The sequence below is a fragment of the Sphingobium sp. AP50 genome (assembly GCF_900109095.1).
GTDB lineage: Bacteria > Pseudomonadota > Alphaproteobacteria > Sphingomonadales > Sphingomonadaceae > Sphingobium.
This window is the reverse complement of sequence record NZ_FNYZ01000019.1, coordinates 25771-48282: the sequence shown is the minus strand read 5'-3', so window position 1 is coordinate 48282 and position 22512 is coordinate 25771. Positions and strand designations below refer to the sequence as shown.

General features: G+C 64.1%; 16 protein-coding genes. 8 read left to right on the top strand and 8 right to left on the bottom strand.

Annotated features, from left to right (window positions below; genetic code table 11):
- The first annotated feature begins 45 nt into the window (after positions 1-45).
- Together BMY84_RS22980 and BMY84_RS22975 are read left to right on the top strand one after the other, a co-directional pair.
- The gene (locus tag BMY84_RS22980) at positions 46-1704 is read left to right on the top strand and encodes a M28 family peptidase (protein WP_093086898.1); all 1659 of its coding nucleotides are present in this window, start codon (positions 46-48) and stop codon (positions 1702-1704) included.
- 232 nt (positions 1705-1936) lie between these two features.
- The gene (locus BMY84_RS22975; protein ID WP_093086897.1) at positions 1937-2590 is read left to right on the top strand and encodes a YjbE family putative metal transport protein; all 654 of its coding nucleotides are present in this window, start codon (positions 1937-1939) and stop codon (positions 2588-2590) included.
- A 59-nt stretch (positions 2591-2649) separates the two neighbouring features.
- Here BMY84_RS22975 and BMY84_RS22970 read toward each other — a convergent pair whose 3' ends face one another.
- The 4 genes from BMY84_RS22970 to BMY84_RS22955 are packed head-to-tail and all read right to left on the bottom strand — an operon-like array spanning position 2650 to position 7615.
- Complete coding sequence (locus BMY84_RS22970; protein WP_093086895.1) at positions 2650-3729, bottom strand: AbrB family transcriptional regulator; 1080 nt, start codon at positions 3727-3729, stop codon at positions 2650-2652.
- Positions 3722-5029: a CitMHS family transporter gene (locus BMY84_RS22965; protein ID WP_093086894.1), complete on the bottom strand. Its 1308-nt coding sequence runs from the start codon at positions 5027-5029 to the stop codon at positions 3722-3724. Before BMY84_RS22965 ends, BMY84_RS22970 begins: the two co-directional genes overlap by 8 nt.
- A 34-nt stretch (positions 5030-5063) precedes the next feature.
- Positions 5064-6539, bottom strand: a complete 1476-nt coding sequence (locus BMY84_RS22960; protein WP_093086892.1) for an OprO/OprP family phosphate-selective porin — start codon at positions 6537-6539, stop codon at positions 5064-5066.
- Positions 6536-7615, bottom strand: a complete 1080-nt coding sequence (locus tag BMY84_RS22955; protein ID WP_093086891.1) for an ABC transporter substrate-binding protein — start codon at positions 7613-7615, stop codon at positions 6536-6538. Before BMY84_RS22955 ends, BMY84_RS22960 begins: the two co-directional genes overlap by 4 nt.
- 108 nt (positions 7616-7723) lie before the next feature.
- On the opposite strand from BMY84_RS22955, the gene BMY84_RS22950 reads away from it, so the two are divergent.
- A complete protein-coding gene (locus BMY84_RS22950) occupies positions 7724-8377 on the top strand; it encodes a response regulator (protein ID WP_093086889.1) in 654 nt (217 codons plus the stop codon).
- Positions 8367-9749: a sensor histidine kinase gene (locus tag BMY84_RS22945; protein WP_093086887.1), complete on the top strand. Its 1383-nt coding sequence runs from the start codon at positions 8367-8369 to the stop codon at positions 9747-9749. Before BMY84_RS22950 ends, BMY84_RS22945 begins: the two co-directional genes overlap by 11 nt.
- Here the strand turns inward: BMY84_RS22945 and BMY84_RS22940 are convergent.
- Both BMY84_RS22940 and BMY84_RS22935 read right to left on the bottom strand, forming a co-directional pair.
- A complete protein-coding gene (locus BMY84_RS22940; RefSeq protein ID WP_093086885.1) occupies positions 9746-10801 on the bottom strand; it encodes an isocitrate/isopropylmalate dehydrogenase family protein in 1056 nt (351 codons plus the stop codon). The two genes, BMY84_RS22945 and BMY84_RS22940, sit on opposite strands and share 4 nt — an antisense overlap.
- A gap of 64 nt (positions 10802-10865) precedes the next feature.
- The gene (locus tag BMY84_RS22935) at positions 10866-11900 is read right to left on the bottom strand and encodes a LacI family DNA-binding transcriptional regulator (protein WP_093086883.1); all 1035 of its coding nucleotides are present in this window, start codon (positions 11898-11900) and stop codon (positions 10866-10868) included.
- Between the two features lie 332 nt (positions 11901-12232).
- On the opposite strand from BMY84_RS22935, the gene BMY84_RS22930 reads away from it, so the two are divergent.
- The 4 genes from BMY84_RS22930 to BMY84_RS22915 all read left to right on the top strand — a co-directional run bounded on the left by BMY84_RS22930 (position 12233) and on the right by BMY84_RS22915 (position 20472).
- Positions 12233-14881, top strand: a complete 2649-nt coding sequence (locus tag BMY84_RS22930) for a TonB-dependent receptor (protein ID WP_093086988.1) — start codon at positions 12233-12235, stop codon at positions 14879-14881.
- A 70-nt stretch (positions 14882-14951) separates the two neighbouring features.
- On the top strand, positions 14952-16781 hold the full coding sequence (locus BMY84_RS22925; protein WP_177204142.1) for an alpha-amylase family glycosyl hydrolase: 1830 nt from the start codon (positions 14952-14954) through the stop codon (positions 16779-16781).
- 16 nt (positions 16782-16797) lie between these two features.
- Positions 16798-18405 (top strand): alpha-amylase family glycosyl hydrolase, encoded by a 1608-nt coding sequence (locus tag BMY84_RS22920; RefSeq protein WP_093086881.1) that lies wholly within the window; start codon positions 16798-16800, stop codon positions 18403-18405.
- Positions 18406-18417: 12 nt separating this feature from the next.
- The gene (locus BMY84_RS22915; RefSeq protein ID WP_093086880.1) at positions 18418-20472 is read left to right on the top strand and encodes a glycoside hydrolase family 97 protein; all 2055 of its coding nucleotides are present in this window, start codon (positions 18418-18420) and stop codon (positions 20470-20472) included.
- A gap of 73 nt (positions 20473-20545) precedes the next feature.
- On the opposite strand, the gene BMY84_RS22910 is transcribed toward BMY84_RS22915, so the two are convergent.
- Together BMY84_RS22910 and BMY84_RS22905 are read right to left on the bottom strand one after the other, a co-directional pair.
- Positions 20546-21307, bottom strand: coding sequence for an SDR family NAD(P)-dependent oxidoreductase (locus BMY84_RS22910; RefSeq protein ID WP_093086878.1), 762 nt, complete (start codon positions 21305-21307; stop codon positions 20546-20548).
- Positions 21308-21320: 13 nt separating this feature from the next.
- Positions 21321-22505 carry an acetyl-CoA C-acyltransferase gene (locus BMY84_RS22905; RefSeq protein WP_093086876.1) on the bottom strand — a complete coding sequence of 395 codons (1185 nt, stop codon included), beginning with the start codon at positions 22503-22505 and terminating at the stop codon, positions 21321-21323.
- Between the last annotated feature and the right edge of the window lie 7 nt (positions 22506-22512).

Here is a 22512-nt window from a genome sequence, read left to right as displayed (position 1 = left end):
CCCCTATCGTCATCAGCCGCGCCGCGGCCGAGGAGTATCCTGACCATGTTGCCCCCTTTCAAATCCCTGTCGTTCCTGGCGGTTGCCGGGCTGCTTTCCACGTCCGCCATGGCCATCGCTGCGGGATCGGCACCGTCCTTCGACGTCGCGCGGATCAGCAACGACATAAAGACGCTGTCGAGCGACGAATTTGAGGGTCGCGGCCCGGCCACCCGCGCCGAAACCAAGACCATCGACTATGTCGCCGGACAGATGAAGGCGGCGGGCCTGAAGCCTGCGGGGCAGAAGGGCACATGGTTCCAGGACGTGCCGCTGCGCATGTCGAACATCAGCGGCACCCCGACCCTGTCGATGACGATCGGCGGCACGGCACAGGCGCTGACGCAGGGCGGTGAGGTTGCGATCCGCGCAGCCGAAACCGGCCAGTCCTCGGTCAAGTTCGCCGATCTGCCGCTGGTCTTCGTCGGCTATGGCGTGAAGGCGCCCGAGCGCGGCTGGGACGATTTCAAGGGCGTGGACCTCAAGGGCAAGATCATGGTCGTGCTGGTCAACGACCCCGACTTCGAAGGCGGCGAAGGCGATTTCGGCGGCGAGCTGATGACCTATTATGGCCGCTGGACCTATAAATATGAGGAAGCCGCGCGACAGGGCGCGGCCGGCGTGCTGGTGGTGCATGAAAGCGAGCCGGCCTCCTATGGCTGGGCGACGGTCAAGAACAGCAACACCAACACCATGTTCGACATCGTCCGCACCGATCCGAAGTCCGCGCACACGCAGATGGAAGGATGGGTGCAGAAGGATCTGGCCGCCAGGCTGTTCGCAGCCTCGGGCATCGATTTCGACGCTGCCAAGGCAGCGGCGCGGAAGAAGGACTTCCAGCCCATCCCGCTGAAGGCGACGATGAGCGCCGACTATGCGGTGAAGTCGGAAATCATCACCTCGCACAATGTGGCCGGGCTGGTGCAGGGCAGCAAATATCCGAACGAGACCGTGATCTATTCGGCGCATTGGGATCATCTGGGCATCGGCGCGCCCGATGCAAAGGGCGACACCATCTATAATGGCGCGCGCGACAATGCGTCGGGCACGGCGGCGCTGCTGGAGCTGGCGCGCGCCTATGCCAAGGGGCCGAAGCCCGAACGGACCGTGCTGTTTCTGGCGGTAACGGCAGAGGAAAAAGGCCTTCTGGGGTCCGAATATTATGCCGACAGCCCGTTGCGGCCGCTGGCGACGACGGCCGGCGTCATCAATATGGATGGGCCGCTGGGTATCGAAAAGACCACCAATTTCAGCATTTCGGGTTCGGCCAAGCTGGGCATGCTGGACCTGCTGACCGAGGAAGGCGAGAAGCTGGGCCGCCATTATACGCCTGACGCGCGGCCGGAAGCGGGCAGCTTCTATCGTTCGGACCATTTTTCCATGGCCAAGCGCGGCGTGCCCGCAATCTCCTTCAATCCGGGGCGCGAACTGGTGAATGGCGGCGCGGCGCGCGGCAAGGAACTGGGCGATATCTACACCCGCGATCGCTATCACCAGCCAGCCGACGAATATGATGCCAGCTGGGACACCAGCAGCTGGCAGGGTGACATGACCCTGCTCTACAATGTCGGTCGCCGCGTCGCCGACAGCCATGTCTGGCCCAACTGGTCGGCAGACAGCGAATTCCGCGCCACCCGCGACGCGAGTGAAGCGCAGCGGAAATAATCGTTACATTCTGATTATTCGGCAGGCGGCGTGGATATCCATGCCGCCTGCCCGCCCTTCCCTCATCCCTGTTCAGCCACCTCTTCGGGCTGAAAGGTTGATGACAGCTTCCCTCTCTAACCGGGCCGTCATCCATGTGGTCGATGCCGCAGGGACCGCGACGCCCGTGCGCCACAGGCCGTTCGATGCGTCGGCAGCGTCCAGACCCGCCCTGCGAACGGCGAGAGGATTTATGAACGACATCTGGACCCATATCGTGGCCGATTTTTCCAATCTCGGCTCTCCATCCGCGCTGGCCGCTTTCGGTCAGGTCGTGCTGATCGACATCATGCTGGCGGCGGACAATGCCATCGTCGTCGGTGCGCTGGCCGCTGGCCTGCCTGCCGCATCGCGGCGCAAGGTGATCGCGATCGGCGTCATCGCCGCGCTGATCCTGCGGATCGCTTTTGCTCTGGTCGTCACGGAACTGATGCAACTGGTCGGGCTGGTCTTTGCCGGTGGCCTGCTGCTGGTCTGGGTCGCATGGAAGATGTGGCGTGAATTGCGGTCGGGCGGTGAAGCCGAAGATGGCGAGGATATCGCCGGAAAGGCTGCGCCCAAGGGCTTTGCGCAAGCGGCTTGGGCGGTGGCGATTGCCGACGTGTCGATGAGCCTGGACAATGTGCTGGCGGTAGCCGGCGCAGCGCGCGAACATCCCGGCATCCTGATCGTCGGGCTGGTCCTGTCGGTCGCCCTGATGGGTATTGCCGCGAACCTGCTGGCCCGCGTGATCGAACGCTATCGCGCAATCGCCTATTTCGGCCTGCTGGTGATCCTCTATGTTGCGGGCAAGATGATCTATGAAGGCGCGATCGATCCGGTGACGGGCCTGATCACGCTGTTCTAAACATGATATAGAAAGGGCGGCTGATCCGGTTCGATCGGATCAGCCGCCCTTTTTTTGTGTCAGTCGATGTCCCGGCGAGCCATCGTCCTGAAACCCAGCGGCGCCGCGATCAGAACCAGCACCACGCGGGTCAGATGATGGATGATCACCACCCCCGGCTCCAGCGACAGGCTGAGCGCCACCATGCTCATTTCGGCAAGGCCGCCAGGTGAATAGGCCAGCGTCAGCAGCACCGGATCAAGGCCGGTCAACGCACCAATGGCCGCCGCCCAGGCAAAGGTGACGGCCAGCAGGATCAGGGTCGATCCCGCCGCCAGCGCCAATGTACGCAGCAAAGCCTTCAATGTCAGGCCGACGAAGCGACAGCCGATGGTCGCGCCAAGGCCGACCTGCGCGGCGGCGAGCGCCCAGCCGGGGATGCGGAAATCGGCAAGGCCGCTCATATGCACGACCGCGCTGACGGCAAGTGGTCCGACCAGATGCCAGGCAGGCAGGCGCAGCAGCTTCCCCAGAAACAGGCCCAACGCCACGCAGCCCCCTGCCCATAGCAGGAGCGACCAGTCCGCCACCACCTCGCCGGTGACGGCCGCCCTCGACGCGATGGCGACCGGGCCATGATCCAGCCGGATGAGGAAGGGCAGGATGAAAACGACGAGGAAAATGCGCGCGCCGTGAATGAGGCCGATCGTGCGTTCGTCCGCGCCCCGCTCCGCGCCCATCACCACCATTTCGGCAATGCCACCGGGCATGCCGGCGAAATAGGCGGTGGCGGGATCGAACTTGGCGACCTTACGAAAATAGGTGACGCATAGCAGCGCCGCGCTGGCGAGGAAGAAGGGCAAGGCGAGGAGCGGAATGATCCAGTCGCGGGCCTGCGGCAACAGGTGCGGGCCAAAGCTGCTGCCCAGCACGACGCCGATCACTGCCGCCATCGGGCGGCGGGTAGCGGAGGATGCCTGTATCGGCAGGCCGATAACGCTGGCGACGGCGCAGGCGGCCATGGAACCCAGCACCCATGGCAATGGCGCGTCGATCTTCAGGAACAGAGCGCCCCCCGCTGCCCCGACAGCGATGGCTGCCAGGAAGCGGAGGGCGCTCTGCGTTGCCCGGTGTTTGACCGATTGCGACCCGTCAGGCAACGAAGGGGAAGGCCAGTGCGATCATGCCGACCAGCGTCATGACGATGCAGACCGCCGCCGCCGGCAGCAGGGTGAAACGCTGATGATCGGCCAGGTCGATACCGGCCAGGCTGACCAGCAGATAGGTGGACGGCACCAGCGGGCTGAGCAGATGAACCGGCTGACCCATCAGCGAAGCACGCGCAATCGCCATTGGATCAACGCCATAATGCGATCCGGCCTCCGCCAATATGGGCAGCATACCGAAATAGAAAGCGTCGTTGGAGATGAAGAAGGTGAAGGGCATGGACAGCAACGCCGTGATCGGCGCCATATAGGGCCCAAGCGCAGGCGGAATGACGCCCACGACTTCCTTGCTCATGGCTTCCACCATGCCGGTGCCGCCGAGGATGCCGGTGAAGATGCCGGCAGCAAAGATCAGCGACACGACCGACAGCACGTTGCCGGCATGGGCGGCGATCCGTTCCTTCTGCTGCGCGACGCCGGGATAGTTGACGATCATGGCAATGGCGAAGGCGATCATCATCAGGACCGAGAGGGGCAGGATACCCCAGACCAGAAGGCCGAGCAGCGCGACCACCAGCGCGGCGTTAAACAGGCGCAGATGCGGGCGACGGGCTTCGGGATATTGCGACACGCCAAGATCGGCGATGTCCACCGCTTCACGCTGCGGCAGATGGACATGGCCCAGACGACGCCGTTCCTTGATGCCGAACCAGAAGGCGAGGCCGAGCAGGAAGGCAAGGCCCGCAATCATGCCGGGGATCAGCGGCAGGAACAGGGTAGCGGGGTCCAGCTTCAGCGCGCTCGCCGCGCGGGCGGTCGGGCCGCCCCAGGGCGTCAGGTTCATGATCCCGCTCGTCACCATCAGCAGGCAGACGAGATAGATGCGCTTCATGTCGAACCGCTTGTACAGCGGCAGCAGGGCCGCGCAGGTGATGATATAAGTCGTCGACCCATCCCCATCCAGACTGACGATCGCGCACAGCACGACCGATCCCAGCAGGATCAGCAGCGGATCTCCATGCACGAGGCGAACCAGTCGGCCGACGAGCGGATCGAACAGGCCCGTATCCGTCATGGTCGAGAAGAAGAGGATGGCGAACAGCAGCATGACGCCGGTCGGCGCCAGATTCTTGATACCGTCGATCATCATGTCGCCAAGGCCCGCCGCCTGTCCGGCGATGACGCCGAACAGCGAGGGGATGATGATCAACGCGACCAGCGGCGTCATCTTTTTGGTCATGATCAGCGTCATGAAGGTGGCGACCATCAGGAAGCCGAGCAGGGCAAGGTTCATCGCTGCGTCCTTGAAAAGGCGGGAGGAAGAAGGATCAGAAAGTCACGCCGACACGCGCGCTGACGGTCTGGCCGTCGTCGCTGCCGGTATAGCTTCCGGCGCGGTTGTTGGTGCGCCAGTGGATGCCGTTCACCTGGATGCGGGTGAAGCTGTTGAGATACCAATTCACGCCCAGCGTCGCGGCCCAGCCGTCGCCACCCAGGACGAGGTCGGTATAGTCCAGATTTTCATAGCGGGCGGTGAGTTCGATTGCGCCCGATCCGCCGTTCAGGACGGGATCGAGAACATTGGGCTGGCCGAAGCTGCCGAGACGCGGGTTATAGGGCGGCAATTCGCCGGTCAGGAAATAGCCGGTCGAAACGCTCCATGCCTTGCTTTCGAAATCAGGGCGGCCGCCGGTCAGGCGCGCCACGCGACGGCCTGCCTCACCCATGACCCACAGGCCGCCGGTATAGCCGCCCAGTTCGACGCCATAGCCAGTGGTCGACTTGCCGCCGAGCAGTTCACCGGTCGACACGCGCACCGCGCCGTTGAAGCGGCCGCCGATGACAGTGCTGCGCGTCAGCGTGGTGGCGGCCGAAGACAGGGCCTCGTCAAAGCCCCATGCGCCGACATGCAGGAGAGACTTGTCCGTCTTGATCGGATTCCAGTGCGCGCGGAAAGCGGCGGTGCGGCTGTCATTGGTCGTCTGTTCGCCATCCACCCGGTCGCCGGTGACGCTAACCGATGCGTGCCAGTTGGAACCGAACATGCGGCCCATGAGGCCGATGCCGTAAAAGCCGCGCTGCGGAATGATCGCGGTGGAAACGACGCCGCGCTCCAGGAAGGGCGTGGAGTCCGACCCGGTGCTGCCTTCGAAGGCGCGGTCGTTGAACAGGTGGCCGACGCGGACGTCATAGTCGACCTTGCTGCTCAGCCGATTGCGCCAGCCCATGAAAGCGGTGACGATGTCGACTTCATTTTCGGAAAAGTCGGTTTCGAACTGGTAGAAGAAATGCGGGCCGACGCCGCCTTCCAGACCCAGACGCAGCGCGCGCATGCCGGTGGTGGTCGTGTTGCGACCCGCATAGTCGGACCCCATGGTGGAACTGACGTCCACCAATATGCGACCGCGCGGCTTGTAGGTGAAAACGCCGTCAGCAGAGCGGAAGACGGGCAACCCCGCGCCCCATTCGGTCGTCACGCCGGACGGATTGGCGGCCACGGCGCGCGCCTGTGCCACGTCGATATCGGCCGGGCCGGGCGGGACGATCTGCGGCGCGAAGGGGGTGACGACCAGAGGCTGGCTCGCCTGTTGCTGCGCCATCTGCTGTGCAGCAACAGGCGCAGCATTTTGAGCGACAGCCTGCCCCTCGATCTTGTCGAGGCGTGCCTTGAGCGCAGCAATTTCAGCCGCCTGCGCCTTGACGAGGGCGGCCAGCTCATCCGCGCTGGGCGTCTGGGCAAGGGCGGGGGTAGCGGCGATCAGCGCCAGCGCGGCGCAACCGCCACGCAGAAGGAAGGCGTTCATTTCTGTTGGGCTCCGGAAGCAAGGGCCGCGTTCCAGTCGCGCAGGAAGCGCTGCTGTTTCAGGCGGTCGAGATTGACGAGAAGCTGGGGACCGACGCGGATCGGTCGCGCCTGCGTGGCGGGCAGGCGGCGACCGCGGGCGTCGGTACGCACCGGCCATAGGCTATGCTGGGCGAGCAGGGATTGGCCCTGACGCGACAGCAGGAAATCGAGGAAAAGCTTGGCGGCGGCGGGATGCCGCGCCTCCCGCGCGATGAAGGCGATGCGCGACATGATGATGGTGTAATCCTGCGGAAAGATCACACCGATGCGCGGATCGCGCCGTGCCCGTTCCACCGCATAGGAACCGATGACATTATAGGCGATGCTGAGTTTTCCCTCGGCCACGCCGCGCAGCATCGGTTCGGTCGTGATCGACAAGGTCGGGCGCGTCGCAGCGATCGCCTCCACCAGCGACCGTGTGTCGCCGGTGATGGCAAAGTCCTGCGTCAGATAGAGATAGCCGGTGTTGGACCGGGCCGGATCGAAGGTCGCGACCTTGCCGGTCAGCGCCCGGCGATCCTTGCGCAGCATCGCTTCCAGCGCAGCATGACTCTGGGGCGGCCGGGGAATCGCCTTCTTGTTATAGACATAGGCGATCGGTTCGGCGGTGATGCCGAATCCCATATTCTTCCAGACAGCCGATGCCGGCAGAGCGGGCTTTTCCGGGCTGGCATAGGCCTGTGCAAAGCCGTCATTGATCAGCTTTACCTGCTGATCCATGGCCGAAGACCAGACGAGATCGGCCGAAGGCTTGCGCGCCCGTGATTCCGCCACGAAACGGCGATACATCTCGTTGGAGCCGAGATCGGCATAGCGGACGGTGACACCCGGATAGCGACGCTGGAAGGCGAGAATGAGCGGCGCCATTTCCGACGTATCGGCATTGGCGTAAACGACGACCTGCCGTTCGGCCTGTGCCGCCGCAATCAACTGATCATAGGAGCGCGGATAGCCGGTCGGCCGTTCCGCTACGGCTGTAGCGGCCGGTATGGCCAGACTTGCCAACGCTGCCAGTATCTGAATAACCCTTCGCATCACCCTGTCCTTTGCTTTCCGTTTCTGTCGTCGGATAAGATGTGAGGGTCAGTTACGAAGCCAAGCTGTCATCAACCTTTCAGCACCAGGTGCCCCATTCGGATTTTGATGATCGAAGATGACGCTGCGCTGGCGCGCAGCATTTCCGCCCTGCTCCGCGCGGGTGGCCACGCCGTGGACCATGTCGCGACAGGGGAAGATGCGCTGTCAGTCGTGGGCAGCGAACCCTATGCGCTGGTGATTCTTGACGTGGGCTTGCCTGATATCGATGGATTCGCCGTGCTGGCGGAACTGCGACGGCGGGGCGAGAAGGTGCCGGTGCTCATGCTGACCGCACGCGATGCGCTGGACGATCGGGTGCGGGGGCTGGATCTGGGCGCCGACGATTATCTGCGCAAACCCTTCGATCCCGAAGAACTGGAAGCGCGGGTGCGGGCGCTGGGGCGGCGGCGCGGTGGCGATCCGACACCGGAAATCAGCGTCGGCTCGCTCACCATCAATCGATCGACGGGCGCGGTGGACGTGGCGGGGCGACCGCTGGACCTGCGCCGGCGCGAACTGGCAGTACTCGAGTCGCTGGCGACTCGCGCAGGACAGGTGGTGCCGCGCGAATTGCTGATCGGCGAGGTGTTCGGTTTCGACGAGCCGGTCGGCGGCAACGCCATCGAGGTGCATGTCACGCGGCTGCGCGGCAAGCTGGCGCCCGACGGCCCCGGCATCCGCACGGTACGCGGCGTGGGCTATATGCTTGATGCCGGGTAAGGCGCGCGCCATTGCGCTGCGCACCCGCCTGCTGGCGGCGATGCTGGGGCCTTTGCTGGGCGCGGCGGCCATTATCGGCGTTGGCGGCGCCACGCTGATTTCCGACGTGGTGCGCCGGACCAACGACCGGGTTCTGGGCGGCGCATTGGGTGCGATCGCGGAGACGGTGCAGGTCGAGCGCGGCGAAGTGACGCTGGACCTGCCGCCCGCCGCCTTCGGCATGCTGGAAAATGGTGAGCGCGACAATGTCTATTACCGGATCGCCGTCGGACCCGCCCTGCTGACCGGCTATGCCGATCTGCCCGCACCCGATCCCAGCACGATGCTGGTGGATCAGCCGCGCTTCCGCTTTTCGACCTATCGCGATCAGGGCATCCGTATTGCCGAGGTGAAGCGGATGCTGCCCCGGATCGAACAGCCGGTCATCGTGCAGGTGGCCGAGACGCTGGACAATCGCAAGACGCTGGCGGGGCAGTTGATCGTCGCTCTAATGCTGGGCGAAGTGGCGCTGGTCGGTGTTGCCGTCCTGCTGCTGCGTCCGGCGCTGGGGTGGAGCCTGCGTCCACTGGCGCGGTTGCGCCGGTCGGTGGAAGCGCGCGACGCCGGGGTGCGGCCCGACTTCTCGCCACTGGATGCCGGGCCGCTTCCCAACGAACTGGAGCCGCTGGCGACGGCATTCGACCATCTTCTGGCGCAGCTCGATCGCGCCACCAGCGGCGTGCGCCGCTTCACGGCCGACGCCTCTCACCAGATGCGCACGCCGCTTTCGGTATTGCGGGTGCAGATCGAACTGGCGCGACGGGGGTCGGTCGCCGCGCTCGATGAAATTGCCGACGCCGTGCAGCGACTGGAACGACTGGTGACGCAATTGCTGGCACTGGCCCGCGCTGAGGAGGCGGGCACCGCGCCGCCACTGGAATCGGTCGACCTGAAGGAAGTCAGCACCGCCGTCATCGCCCGGCTGATCAATCAGGCGATCCATGCCGGGATCGAACTCAATCTCGAATCGCAGGATGATCGCACCTATCGCGTGCAGGCGCATCGGACATTGGTGTTCGAAATCATCGCCAACCTGATCGACAATGGCATCCGCTATAACCAGCCCGGCGGTACAGTTACCGTCACCCTGTCGCATCAGCCCGGTGCCATCCTGCTGACCGTCGGCGATGACGGCCCCGGCATCGCGCCCGAACATCATGACAAGGTCTTCGAACGCTTCTTCCGCGCGAGCGCCCTGACCGGGCCGGACGGCACCGGACTGGGCCTGGCGATCGTGCAATCGGCCGCGTCGCGCATGGGCGCCAGCGTAGAGATCGCGCCGGAGGGACCGGGCACGCACATCTCCGTCCGCTTTGCTGCCGAACAGGGTTAGAGCGCGGCGATCACCGACCGGGTGAAGGCGTCCGTACCCTGCTGCCCGCCGACATCGGCGGTGCGAAGCGCCGGATCATCCAGCACCTGCTCCACCGCCCGTTCGATCGCAGCGGCGGCTTCGATCAGCGCAACATTGTCGTCCCGGCGGCCGCGCCAGTCGAGCAGCATGGCAGCCGACAGGATGAGCGATGTCGGATTGGCGACATTGCGACCGGCGATATCCGGTGCGGAGCCATGCTGGGCCTGCGCGACGCAGATATCGTCCCCCGCATTGATCGATCCGCCCAGCCCCAGACTGCCACACAATTCCGATGCCTCGTCCGACAGGATATCGCCGAACATGTTGGTGGTGACGATGACATCGAATCGGTCGGGTGTGCGGATGAGCAACGCGGCGGTCGCGTCCACGATCAACTCTTCCAGTTCGACATCGGGATAGTGGGTGGCAACCGCGCGTACTTCGCGCAGGAACAGGCCGTCGGACATTTTGACGACATTGGCCTTGTGGACCGCCGTCACTTTCCGCCGGCGACCCTGTGCCAGAGAAAAAGCGGCATGAGCAACCCGGCGGCAGGCCTGCGCGCTGATCTTGCGGACCGACAGGGCAGTGTCGGGATCGGGCATGAATTCGGCTATGCCCGCATACATGTTGCGGTCGGAATAAAAGCCTTCGGTACATTCGCGCACAATGATCAGGTCCATCGGCTTGCGCAGGACGCTGAGGTCCGGGCGCGACCGGCACGGCCGGATGTTCGCGCCCAGATTGAAGCGCACGCGCAATTCCCCCGAAGGATTGATGCCGCCCTGATCGCGCGGGGGATAGTCATAATGCGATACCGGCCCCAGGATTACGCCATCCACCTGCGGCACCCGCGCCAGCACGGCATCCGGGCAAGTGGTGCCCTGCTCCGCCAGGGACGCAAAGCCGATGGACATTTCTTCAAAGGTGAGGTTGAGCGCAAAAGCTTTATCGGCCGCTTCCAGCACCTGCCTGGTCGCTGCGGTGATTTCGGGACCGATGCCGTCTCCCGGCAAAATGAGGATATGCATCCCTGCTCCTGCGATGGCTGATGGAGCCATCGCCGGTCGCATGACGACGGGCCACAGGCAAGGGTCAACCGCCCGTGCTGCGCCGGATCACCAGCCGTGCTTGCAGAATATCGGGCGGCGGCGGCCGGTCCTCGATCCGCGCGACCAGCGTGTCGACCAGCAAGGCGCCCGCACCCTTGATATCCTGCATGACGGTGGTGAGCGGCGGATTGGTCAGGCTGGCGGCGGGAATATCGTCAAAGCCGACAATCGCGACGTCGCCCGGCACGGACAGGCCAGCCTCGGCCAGCGCGCGCATCGCCCCGATCGCGATCAGATCGCTGGCGGCGAAGATGGCGTCGAACGGCACGCCCCGCGCGATCAGCGTTCGGGCGGCCGCCTGTCCGGCATCCTCGGCGGTCAGGGCATCGACCTGAAGTGCGGGATCGGGCGCCACGCCCCGTGCCATCATCGCCTGACACAGGCCGGCATAGCGATCGGCAAATTCGGGATAGTGGTGATCGGCATGTCCCAGAAAGGCGATGGAACGGCGCCCCAGTCCCAGCAGATGATCGCCCGCCAGTCGCCCCGCGCCGATATTGTCCGACCCCACTGTCGGGCCGATCGTATCTTCCCCCACCGATCCCCAGCGGACGAAATGGGTGCCATGACCGACCAGATCAGTCAGACGCCGTTCGTACAGCGTATAATCGCCATAACCGAGCAGGATCAGGCCATCGGCCCGGTGGCTGTCCTGATAGCGGACATGCCAGTCATCCTCCATCTTCTGAAAGGAGATCAGCAGGTCCAGCCCGCGCGCGCCGCATTGCCGCGTGATCGACCCCAGCATCGCCAGAAAGAAAGGGTTGATATTGGATTCGTCGGGCGTCGGATCTTCGAAGAACAGCAAGGCGATCGTGTTGGATCGCTGTGAGCGCAGCGAGGATGCATTTTTGTCGACCGAATAGTTAAGGTCGCGGGCAATCGCCTCGATCCGCTGGCGGGTGGCCAGGCTGACCGATCGCGATCCGCGCAGGGCGCGGCTGACCGTGGGCTGCGACACGCCGGCCAGATAGGCGATGTCGAAGCTGGTCGGCTTGCTGCTGGGCTGGCGTCCCATCTCTCTCCTTCTGCGCGGTACCCGCGCCACAGCCATGGTAGGACGGCGCGGAAAGCAAGGCAATTACGTCCTTTCGCCCCGAACGATCCGTTGCGCCGCCGCCACAGTCGGGAGGGGCCATAATTATGCGTATACGTATGCCTTATGGTCGGACCGACCGGGACAGGCGTAGAACGGCGCCATAGCGAGGACAGTGGTGCCACAGGACCACGCCCGCACAGACAGGGTCCAGCATCGGTGAAGGGGTTCGCCGATGTCATAGGGGAGAGGATATAGTGGCCAATCAGTTCAACCGCGCCCATTTGCTGGGCGCTTCCATCTTTGCCATCATCATGGCAGGCAGCGCCGCCCCGGCCTTCGCGCAGGATGTGCCGCAGGCCGATGCGGCACCGCAAGGTGAGGCGAACGACACCATCGTCGTCACCGGCTTCCGCGCCGCGCTGCAAAGCGCCGTCAACGTCAAGAAGAACGCACAGACGATCGTGGAATCGGTGTCGGCCGAAGATATCGGCAAGCTGCCCGACGCCTCCATCGGCGAATCCATCGCCCGTCTGCCGGGCCTCACCTCGCAGCGCCTGTTCGGCCGCGCTAATTCGATCGCGATCCGCGGCGCCAGCGCCGACCTCTCCTCGACCACGCTCAATGGTCGGCCGCAGACGTCGACCGGCGAACAGCGCAATGTCGAATTCGACCAATATCCCGCCGAAGTCGTCAGCCGCGTCGACGTTTACAAGACGCCGCAGGCCAACCTGATCCATCAGGGTCTGGTCGGCACCGTAGACATCCGCACCATCCGCCCGCTCGACTATGGCAAGCAGATGATCGCCGTGGGCGCGCGCGGCGTTTATGCCGACCTTGGCAAGGTCAATGCCGACAGCAAGGACAAGGGCTATCGCCTGACCGGCACCTATGTCGACCAGTTCGCCGGGGACCGGATCGGTGTCGCCCTGTCGGTCGCCTATAGCGACGAACCTTATCAGTCGAAGGAGTTCGAAGCCTGGGGCTATGCCGACACCGGCGACGGCCGCAAGGTGATCGGCGGGGTGAAGCCCTTCGGCGTGTCGACGCAATTGAAGCGTCTCGGCGTTCAGGGCAGCGTCCAGATGCAGGCGACCGACACGCTGCTGCTGACCTTCGACGGCTTCTATGGCGACTTCAAGGACAAGCAGATCAAGCGCGGCGTGGAAGTGCCGCTGTTCTGGAGCAGCGCCACCCCCGTTGCGGGCAGCGAGACGACCGACGGCAATTTCATCAACAGCGGTACCTTCACCAATGTCGAAGCGGTGGTGAACAACCATGGCTATGAACGCAAATCGACCATCTTCTCCGGCGGCTTCAACGCCAAATATACCGGTGATGATGGCTGGTCGGCCAGTTTCGATTTCGGCTATTCCCGCACCGACCGCAGCGAACTCTCGCTGGAATCCAATGCCGGTACCGGGCCGGGCGCGGGCAATGGCGCGACCGACACGCTGGACTTCGTCAGCGACGGCAAGGGCACGCATTTCACCAGCCATTTGCTGGACTATAGCGACCCCAATCTCATGGTGCTGACCGATCCGCTCGGCTGGGGCGGCGGCGCGCCGCTCGGCCATCAGGAAGGCTATTATAACAACCGCATCATCGATGATGAGATCAAGAGCTACCAGATCGAGTTTGGTAAGGAGATCGAGGGCAGCTTCCTGTCGAAGATCACCGTCGGCCTTGGCTATACCGACCGCACCAAGGCGAAGACGCCGGAAGAATATGTGCTGAACCTCGCGAACGGCGCGACCTCGCTGGTGCTGCCGGATCAATATCGTCTGGCCGCCACGGACCTGAGCTTCCTCGGCCTTGGTCCGGTGCTGAGCTACGACCCGTTCAAGCTGCTGGAAGATGGCGTCTATCAGAAGATATTGAACCCCAGCAAGGACGTGCCGGCCAAGGCCTATTCGGTGACGGAGCGGGTCATGTCCGCCTATCTGATGGCCAATATCAACCAGCCCGTCGGATCGTCCGAACTAACCGGCAATATCGGTGTCCTTGCCCAGAATACCGAGCAGAAGTCGCGCGGTTTCCTGAATCTGGCCGCCGCCGATCTGGTGCCGACCACGCGCGGCGCCGACTATTGGGACGTGCTGCCGAGCATGAACCTGTCGTTGCGGATGCCGAGCGATTTCGTGATCCGCCTGTCGGCCGCCCGCGAAATCCAGCGCCCGCGCTTCGAGGATATGAAGGTCAGCCTCGATTATGGCTATAACACCGCCAGCGGGGTCATCACCGGCACCGGCGGCAATCCCACGCTGCGCCCCTATCGCGCCTGGGCAGCGGACCTCAATTTCGAGAAATATTTCGGCACCAAGGGCTATCTGGGCGTCCAGTTGTTCGCCAAGAAGCTGCAAAGCTATGTCTATCGGGAAACGGCGGCATTCGATTATACGGGCCTGCCCATCACCCTGCCGCCAGGCGTCACCGATCCGGAAGGCACGCTGACCCGTCCGGTCAATGGCAAGGGCGGCAAACTCTACGGCTTCGAACTGGCCGGCACCGTGCCGTTCGAAGTGGTGACGCCGGCGCTGGACGGCTTCGGCCTGACCGGTGGCCTCGGCTATACCAAGACCAGCATCAAGCCGGGTATTGGCGCATCGTCCGAAGACCTGCCTGATTATTCGCGCTGGGTCGCCAACGGCACGCTGTTCTTCGAGAAGTGGGGCTTCTCTGCGCGCGGTTCCGTCCGCTACCGCTCCTCTTTCGTCGGCCAGTTCGTGGGCTTTGGCGGCGAGCGGGAACTGCGCCGGGCGCTCAGCGAAACCATCGTCGACGGACAGATCGGCTATGATTTCCAGAAGGGCAGCGCACTGGAGGGGCTGTCGCTCTTCCTCCAGGGGCAGAATCTGACCGACGAACCTTTCGTATCGGTGGATACCGGCGCGTCGATCCAGATCCGCAACTATCAAACCTATGGCCGCCGCTTCATGGCGGGCTTCAACTACCGCTTCTGATGTGTAGACTGGTCCGGCGGCCGCTGCGTCGCCGGGCCTTTTCCAAGGTTCAAGCAAAGGGATGCCCCTCATGGGTCGAACGGCCACGACTTTTCTCGTGACGGCCGCCGGGATGGCTGCGGCCCTGATCGGCACGACACAGGCGCGGGCGGATACGCTGTCCGATCTGCGCGCCCGCGCGCCGGAGCAGGAGATCGTCTATTTCGTCCTGCCTGACCGCTTTGCCAATGGTGATCCGAAGAATGACCGGGGCGGCCTGAAGGGCGGTCCGCTCCAGACCGGCTATGATCCGACCTCGCGGGCTTTCTATCACGGCGGCGACCTGCAAGGGCTGACCGCAAAGCTGGACTATATTCAGGGCCTTGGCGCGACCGCCATCTGGCTGGCGCCGATCTTCAGGAACAAGCCGGTGCAGGGCGCGACGGGGCAGGAAAGCGCCGGCTATCATGGCTATTGGGTAACGGACTTCACTAGTGTCGATCCGCATTTTGGCACGGATGCCGACTTCAAGGCGCTGGTCGATGCGGCACACCAGCGCGGCATGAAGGTATATATGGACATCATCGCCAACCATACGGCCGATGTGATCCAATATCGGGAAAGCACCAGCAGCGCCGCGCCCTATCGCAGCAAGGCGGACTATCCCTGGTCGCGGCAAGGCGGAGCGGCGGGCAAGCCGGTCAACGACGGTTTCGCCGGCGACCGGGATGGCAGCACCGCCAACTGGGCGAAGCTGACCGATCCGTCCTTCGCCTACACGCCCATCATTCCGAAAGGCGAGGCAAAGGCTAAGACCCCCGCCTGGCTCAACGACCCGATCTATTATCACAATCGCGGCGACACTGACTGGAAGGGCGAGAGTGCGCAATATGGCGATTTCGTCGGCCTCGACGATCTCGCCACGGAAGACCCGCGCGTGGTCGCCGGCTTCATCGATATCTACAAGGGCTGGATCGACCGTTTCGGCATCGACGGCTATCGCATCGACACCGCCCGCCATGTAAACGCCGAATTCTGGCGTGCCTTCATCCCCGCCATCCGCGCCCATGCGGCAGCAAAGGGCATCCCGAACTTCCACATCTTCGGCGAGGTCGCGACTGGCGACTATGATCCCGCGCTGCTGGCAAGCTGGACCCGCAACGCCGCCTTCCCCGCCGTGCTCGATTTCGCCTTCATGCGCGCCGCCGTTGACGCGGCCAGCGGCAAGACCGGTACGGAAATGCTTGCGCGCCTTGGCGAGGATGATGTCCTCTATGAAGGCGGGAAGACGGCGGCGCTGCAACTGCCGACCTTCCTCGGCAATCATGATGCCGGCCGCTTCGCTTATTTCCTGCGGCAGGCCAAGCCTGACATGAGCGCGCAGGAGGAACTGGCCCGCACCATATTGGGCCATGCGATGCTGCTGACGCTGCGGGGCGTGCCGACGCTCTATTATGGCGATGAGCAGGGCTTTGCCGGCACCGGCAACGACCAGCAGGCCCGGCAGGACATGTTCGCCTCCAAAGTGGCCGAATATAATGCGGACCGACTGGTCGGCACGAACGCGACCACAGCGACAGACAATTTCAACCCCGACCACCCGCTCTACCGCGCGATCGCGACACTTGCGAAGATCCGCCGCGACACGCCCGCTCTGTCGCGCGGCGCGACGATCCTGCGCGCCAGTTCAGACAAGCCCGGCCTCTTCGCCGTTTCCCGTATCGATCCCGATACGGGGCGCGAGGTTCTGGTCACCTTCAACACATCGGCCGCTCCGCTGTCGGGCCATATCGCGGTCGACCCAGTCAGCGGCGGCTTCACGTCGCTGGCCGGCACCTGCCCGGCCGCGCCAGTCGCGCCGGGCAGCCTTGCCCTCTCCCTCCCCGCTTTCGGCTACGCCGTCTGCGCCGCTCACCCCTAACCGCCGGAACGCCCTTATGACGCTTGCGACGACATCGACTGATCTGCCCTGGTGGAAGGGTGCGGTGATCTACCAGATCTATCCGCGCAGCTTTCAGGACAGCAATGGTGACGGCATCGGCGATCTGAACGGCATCACCCAGCGGCTGGATCATGTCGCAAGGCTGGGCGCAGACGCCATCTGGATCTCACCTTTCTTCACCTCCCCGATGCGCGATTTCGGCTATGACATTGCCGATTATTGCAACGTCGATCCGATCTTCGGCACGCTCGCCGATTTCGACGCGCTGGTCGCCCGCGCGCATGAACTGGGCCTCAAGGTCACGATCGATCAGGTCTACGCCCACACGTCCGATCTGCATGACTGGTTCACCCAGAGCCGCGCCAGCCGCACGGGCGACAAGGCGGACTGGTTCGTCTGGGTCGATCCGAAGGAAGACGGCACCCCGCCCAATAACTGGCAGTCGGTCTTTGGCGGCCCGGCCTGGACCTGGGACGGGCGGCGCGGCCAATATTATATGCACCAGTTTCTGAGCAGCCAGCCGCAGCTTAACGTGCATAACCTTGAGGTGCAGGATGCGCTGCTGGGCGCCATGCGCTTCTGGCTGGATCGCGGCGTCGATGGCTTCCGGCTCGATGCGCTCAACCATTCGATGCACGATCCGCTGCTGCGCGACAATCCGCCCGCCCCAGACACCGGCAAGCCGCGCACCCGCTCCTTCGACTATCAGATCAAAAAATATAGCCAGTCGCATCCCGGCGTGGTCGACTTCATCAAGCGTATCCGCACGTTGTGCGACGAATATGGCGCGATCTTCACCGTGGCCGAAGTTGGCGGCGACCTCTCCGAAACGGAGATGAAGGCCTATACGGCGGGCGAAAGCCATCTCAACAGCGCCTATGGCTTTAACTTCCTCTATGCCGACGCTCTGACGCCCGCGCTGGTCGCTGAGACGGTCGATCGCTGGCCCGATGAACCGGGCCTTGGCTGGCCAAGCTGGGCGTTCGAAAATCATGACGCCCCGCGCGCGGTGTCGCGCTGGTGTGCGCCCGACGATCGCCCCGCCTTCGGCCGCCTGAAGGCAATGCTGCTGGTCGCGCTGCGCGGCAACGCCATCCTCTATCAGGGCGAGGAACTGGGCGTCACGCAAGTCGATATCCCATTCGAGAAGTTGCAAGACCCCGAAGCCATCGCCAACTGGCCGCTCACCCTGTCGCGTGACGGCGCACGCACGCCTTTGCCCTGGGCCGCCGATGTGGCGCAGGCGGGTTTCAGCACCGCCGAACCATGGCTGCCGGTCGGGGACGAGAATGTCGCCCGCGCCGTCGACGCGCAGGAGGCAGACGCCGCCTCGCTCCTCAATCATACCCGCGCCATGCTGGCCCTGCGCAAGGCGCATCCGGCACTGCGCCATGGCAGTCTAGAGATACTGGTTGCCGACGATCAGCGCCTGCTCTTCCGCCGTCAGGCCGACGGCCAGTCGCTGCTCTGCCTGTTCAACCTGTCGGGCGAACCGGCCGCATGGCCCGAAGAGATCGCGCCGACCAACAAGCTGCTCAGCGCCGTGAATGGTGCCGCGCCGGGCATCTTGCCGCCCTTCGGCGCGCTGATGATCGAAGAATAAGGAGACGCCCCTATGCTGAACCCGCCGCTGCGCGCTTGCGCGCTGGCCTTGCCGTTTGCGCTCATGACACCGGCTATTGCGCAGGAGGCACGCCCTGCCGTCACCGCTGCATCGCCCGATGGCTCGATCGTCCTCACCGTCTCGACCGACAATGACAGCCGCCCGACCTGGTCGCTCTCTCGCAAGGGCAAGCTGCTGATTGCGCCGTCGAAGCTGGGCTTCATCCTGACCGACGGCCTCAACATGGTGCGCGGTTTCTCGATCGCCGGGTCGGACAAGGGCCAAGGCAATGATCGCTGGGAACAGCCCTGGGGCGAGCGCCGCTTCGTCACCGACCGCTATAATGAAGTGACGGTCCGTTTCCGCCAGTCGGACGTGCAGGGCGCGCGCCTGATGAACGTGCATTTCCGCCTGTTCGACGACGGCGTCGGCTTCCGCTACGAACTGCCGCAGCAGCCCAGCCTCAAGACGATGCGGATCGCCGACGAGACGACCGAGTTCGACGTCGCGTCCAAGGGTACGGCCTGGTGGATTCCGGGCGGCGAATGGAACCGTTATGAGCAGGTCTATCAGAAGACGCCGATCGACGCCGTATCGACCGCGCATACCCCGATCACCATGCGGCTGGACGACGGCACGCATCTTTCCTTCCACGAAGCCGCGCTGGTTGACTATTCGGCTTATTGGCTGAAGCGCGCCTCCGGCCAGACCTTCCGTACCACCCTCTCTCCCTCATCGCAGGGTGCGCGGGTGATCCGTGACCTGCCCTTCAACACGCCCTGGCGCACCATCCGCATCGCCGACAGTGCGGCGGGGCTGGTCGAAAATGATCTGGAGTTGAACCTCAACGAACCCAACAAGCTGGGCGACGTCAGTTGGTTCCAGCCCGCCAAATATATCGGAATCTGGTGGGGTATGATCCGGGGCGACTGGACATGGGCGGAAGGGCCAAAGCATGGCGCCACCACCATCCGCACGAAGCAATATATCGATTTTGCCGCCCAACATGGTTTCCGGGGCGTCCTGGTCGAAGGCTGGGACAAGGGCTGGAATGGCGACTGGTTCGGCCATGGCGACGAATTCAGTTACACGCAGTCGACTCCCGACTTCGACCTGCCGGGCCTTGCTGCCTATGCGAAGAAGAAGGGCGTCCACCTGATCGGCCATCATGAAACCGGCGGCAATATCGCCAATTATGAGGCGCAGCTGGACGATGCGATGAAGCTCTATGGCGGCCTCGGCGTCGATGTCGTCAAGACCGGCTATGTCGCCGACGCGGGCGGCATCATCGCGCCCGGCGATCAGCCGGGCCAGACCCGCATGGAGTTTCATGACGGCCAGCGCATGGCGCAACATCATCTGCGCGTCGTGGAAACGGCGGCGAAATATCATGTCGCGGTCAATGCGCATGAGCCGATCAAGGATACGGGCCTGCGCCGCACCTACCCCAACTGGGTCGGGCGAGAGGGCGCGCGCGGCATGGAATATAATGCCTGGGGTGCCTTCGCCAACGGACCGGACCATGAACCGACGCTCGTCTATACCCGCATGCTCTCCGGCCCGATGGACTTCACACCGGGCGTACTAAGCCTGGAGGGTGCGGACCATGCCCCGCTGGCGTCCACGCTGGCAAAGCAGCTCGGCCTCTACCTTGCCCTCTATTCGCCGATCCAGATGGCGGCGGACTTTGTCGAAACCCTCACCAAATATCCCAGGGAACTGGACTTTATTTCCAAGGTGCCGTCCGACTGGAGCGAAAGCCATCTGATCGCGGGCGAAGTAGGCGACTATGCCATCTTCGCGCGCAAGGATCGTAACAGCGAGAATTGGTATGTCGGCGGCGTCAACGACGCGACCGCCCGGACGGTGACGCTCCATTTCGATTATCTGGAGCCAGGCAAAAGCTACACCGCCACCATATACAAGGATGGCGAAGGCGCGACCTATCTGACTGACGCCCGCCACAAGATCGCCTATGAAACGCGAACATTCCGCAAGGGCGACCACTACGACCTGTGGTTGGCGCCGGGCGGCGGCGCGGCCATGCAACTGACCCCCGGTAAGTAGCGAACCGGCCTTGAAGGCCGGTCTCCCCGCCCCCGGCCCGGACTGCACGCCGGGCCGGGGGCTTTTTCTTCGATCAGCGCGGCGCCATCCGGATGGCGCCGTCGAGGCGGATCACCTCCCCATTCAACATCGGATTGCGAACGATGCTCTCCACCAGTTGCGCATATTCGGCGGGTTTGCCCAGCCGGCTGGGATGCGGCACCTGCGCGCCCAGCGCGTCCTGTACATGTTGCGGGAAACCCTCCAGCATGGGCGTCAGGAAGATACCCGGCGCGATGGTCATCACGCGGATCTTGTGTTGGGCAAGGTCGCGCGCGACCGGCAGGGTCATGCCGACCACGCCGCCCTTGGACGCGCTATAGGCCGCCTGACCGATCTGCCCGTCATATGCCGCGACCGAGGCCGTGTTGACGATGACGCCACGTTCGCCATTGACTTCATCCGCCGCAGCAAGCCGGGCGGAAAATTTCGAAATGACATTGAAGGTGCCGATCAGGTTGACCGTCACCGTCTTCGCAAAGGTATCGAGCGGGTGCGGTACATTTTCCTTGCCCACCGTCTTCACCGCCGGCGCGATACCGGCGCAGTTGACGAGGATGCGGGCGACGCCATGCGCCGCCTCCGCCGCGTCCAGTCCTGCCGCGACGCTGGCATCGTCGGCAACGTTGACAGCGACATAGACACCTCCGAGCGATTCCGCCGTCACCCGTCCGGCCTCCTCATTCAGGTCGAAGATCGCGACCTTCGCGCCCTGCTGCGCCAGCATCGTCGCCGTCGCCTTGCCCAGGCCCGACGCGCCGCCAGTGACGATCGCGGCTGCTCCGTTAATGTCCACTTCGCTGTCTCCTTCAGATCAGTTCGATCGCCATGGCAGTCGCTTCACCACCACCGATACAGAGGCTGGCGACGCCGCGCTTCAGGCCGCGCGTCTGCAGTGCCGCGATCAAAGTCGCCACTATGCGCGCGCCCGATGCGCCGATCGGATGGCCCAGCGCGGTCGCGCCGCCATTGACGTTGATCTTGTCATCCGGAATGCCCAATTCCTTCGCGGCAATCATGGCGACCACGGCAAAGGCTTCGTTGACTTCGAACAGGTCGACATCGGCGACCGACCAGCCAGCCTTGTCCAAAGCCTTGCGCATGGCGGGCACCGGTGCGGTGGTGAATTTGGACGGTTCGTGCGCATGCCCGGCAGTCGCGACGACTTTCGCCACGGTCTTGAGGCCCAGCTTTGCCGCCACGCTGGCGCGTGTCATGACCAATGCCGCCGCGCCATCCGAAATGGAGGAGGCATTGGCGGCAGTGATCGTGCCATCCTTGACGAAGGCGGGTTTGAGCGAGGGTATCTTTTCCGGTCTGGCCTTGCCCGGCTGCTCGTCGGTATCGACGATCGCGTCGCCGCCTCGACCTTTCACCGTGACAGGTGTGATTTCACGGGTGAAGGCGCCGCTGCCGATCGCCGCATTGGCGCGTTCCAGCGATCGGATAGCATAGGCATCCTGATCCTCGCGCGTGAACTGATAGTCGCGCACCGCTTCTTCGGCAAAGACGCCCATCGCCTTGCCGGGTTCATAGGCATCCTCCAGCCCGTCCATCATCATCGTGTCGACGATCCGGTCATGGCCGATGCGCGCGCCGGAGCGATGCTTGGGCAGGGCATAAGGCGCGTTGGTCATGCTTTCCATGCCGCCCGCGATGACGATGTCGGCCGCGCCGGACGCCAGCGCCTCATGCGCCATGATCGCGGCCTGCATGCCAGAGCCGCACATCTTGTTGACGGTGGTCGCTTCGGTGTTGAGGCCAAGGCCTGCGCCAAGCGCAGCCTGACGCGCAGGCGCCTGACCCAGACCGGCAGGCAGGACGCAGCCCATATAGATGCGGTCGATGGCGTCGCTCGGCGCGCCTGCCCGCTCGACCGCCGCCTTCACGGCTGCGGCACCCAGTTCGGTGGTCTTGAGCGACGACAATATGCCCTGGAACCCGCCCATCGGCGTGCGGGCATAGCTGGCGATGACGACGGGATCGTCCTGCATCTCTCTC